General features: G+C 47.8%; 1 protein-coding gene. It reads right to left on the bottom strand.

Annotated features, from left to right (window positions below):
• Window positions 1-1,345 (bottom strand): M3 family metallopeptidase (locus CS022_RS24500; RefSeq protein ID WP_129124469.1); only part of this gene is annotated, 1,345 nt, incomplete at its 3' end.
• Window positions 1,346-1,735: the final 390 nt, after the last annotated feature.

The raw sequence follows: 1,735 nt of genomic DNA, 5'->3' as shown, positions 1-1,735 counted from the left end.
ATACCCTTGCTTCCTCCCAGAGCATCTTGAGCTTATCCGATTCTTGCTTGGCTTCTGCCATTAGGGCATCACGGACAATATTTTCTGCGAAGATTGATGCGGTTTCTGCCAACGTTATCGGGTAGCGACTCTGTGCGACAGGCATATCGCGCATGACCCAGTTGTGGAAAGCATGACCAAGTTCATGGGCGAGGGTGATGACGTCAGACATGCTGTTCCCCCAAGTCATGAAGACCATAGGCGTGCGCGTTTTGTTGAAACTCGCGCAGTAGGCGCTTAGGCGCTTATTTGGTTGAGGCGCCGCGTCGATAAGGTTATTTTCGACCATCATATCAACGAAATCAGCCATCTCTGAGTCAACACCTGTAAAGGCCTTTTTGATGATCGCGATGGCGCGTTCAAAGCTGTAGGTTTCAGGCTCACTATTGACAAGTGATGGCATGGACGCAAGTGCGTCCCAAGGTTTCAGGGTTTCTGTGCCATGGAGTTTTGCCATTGCGAGCCCCGCCTGTTGCACGATATGGCGATTCTCTTTTGCAACCTGCATCATGGTGTCGACGGTTTCGCGCGCAATGTGGCTATCCTTTAGCCCGGGATCGAGAAAATGAACACGCTTCTTCTTACTTCGCTTTTTGTACTCAGTCAAGCGACTGCCTGAAAGCGCATTGAGTATTGCAGCAAATGAGACCTGATGGGTTCTCATCGCTTCGTTAATTGCTTTCCATGCAAGTTCACGACGTATCGCATCCGGTTTACGGAGAATACTGACAGCTTGAGAAAGTCCCATCGTTTCTTCTGTGCCATCTGCTCGTGTCAGCGTTACTGTCATTGAACCCGTAATTTTATAGTACAAGCTGCCCCAGGCGGTGCGCCCATCAACATTCATGGCCGACAGAAGTTGCTCTTCCTCAACAGACAGCAAGGTATCTTTTTTTTCTCTTTCTATCGTCTTTGCAAAGCGAAAACGCTCGAACGAGCCGACATCATCAGAGCCTGCAAGCACGGATGCCAAAAAGTCGTCGGTTCCTGTTGATAGTTGGTTTGTGAATGGCTTGATGGCTTGTGAAAGTTCTGCTCCTAACGAGCTAAGTTTACTCAGGGCTAGCGCCGCGTCCTGATTTTTAGCATCAACAGAAGCTAGGCAGTTTGCGTAAATCGACAGGCTTTGCGTGAGTATTCCAGCCTGCTCAGACAGCGATAGTGCTTGCTGGCAGTTCGTGATGTCTGATGGTGTCAGCTCAGCAATTTGCGCGATGAGCGCTTTTACCTTTGCAATATCTGCTGCGTAGTCTTCACCGGAGAGTCCGCTGTACGCGAAAGAAAGATCCCAACTTGGTGCTGTCATTGATGACTCCTGGTTGTTATGAGTTCGACTTTGTTTTTTGAGTAGTTGTTGCAAATCGCTTACGGATAGAAACCAATAAATTGTTAGGCTTATTTGATGGTTTTATGAGGTGACGATGAAAGGTCATCTATGAAATGTGCTGGTTGAGGATTATGTCGTGCCGGCAATTCAATGAGAATATTTTGTGCCCATACCTCTTAGTTTTTGCGAGGAAGAAGAAATTAGATGGGGCAAATGTGAGCAGACAAGAATGATAGGCTCGCGATAAATGAAAAGCCCCACAACGGGGCTTTGTTAGATATTACTTAATGGCATTGGCTAATGCCTTGAATTGCTCAATTTGCTCGGCAACCCGAGCCACACTCTGTGACCAGAAGTCGGGTTTTCGTA

The sequence above is a fragment of the Veronia nyctiphanis genome (genome assembly GCF_004116385.1).
In the GTDB taxonomy this organism is placed as follows: Bacteria; Pseudomonadota; Gammaproteobacteria; order Enterobacterales; family Vibrionaceae; genus Veronia; species Veronia nyctiphanis.
The sequence above is the reverse complement of the archived record's forward strand: the minus strand, read 5'-3'. Positions and strand labels throughout refer to the sequence as shown.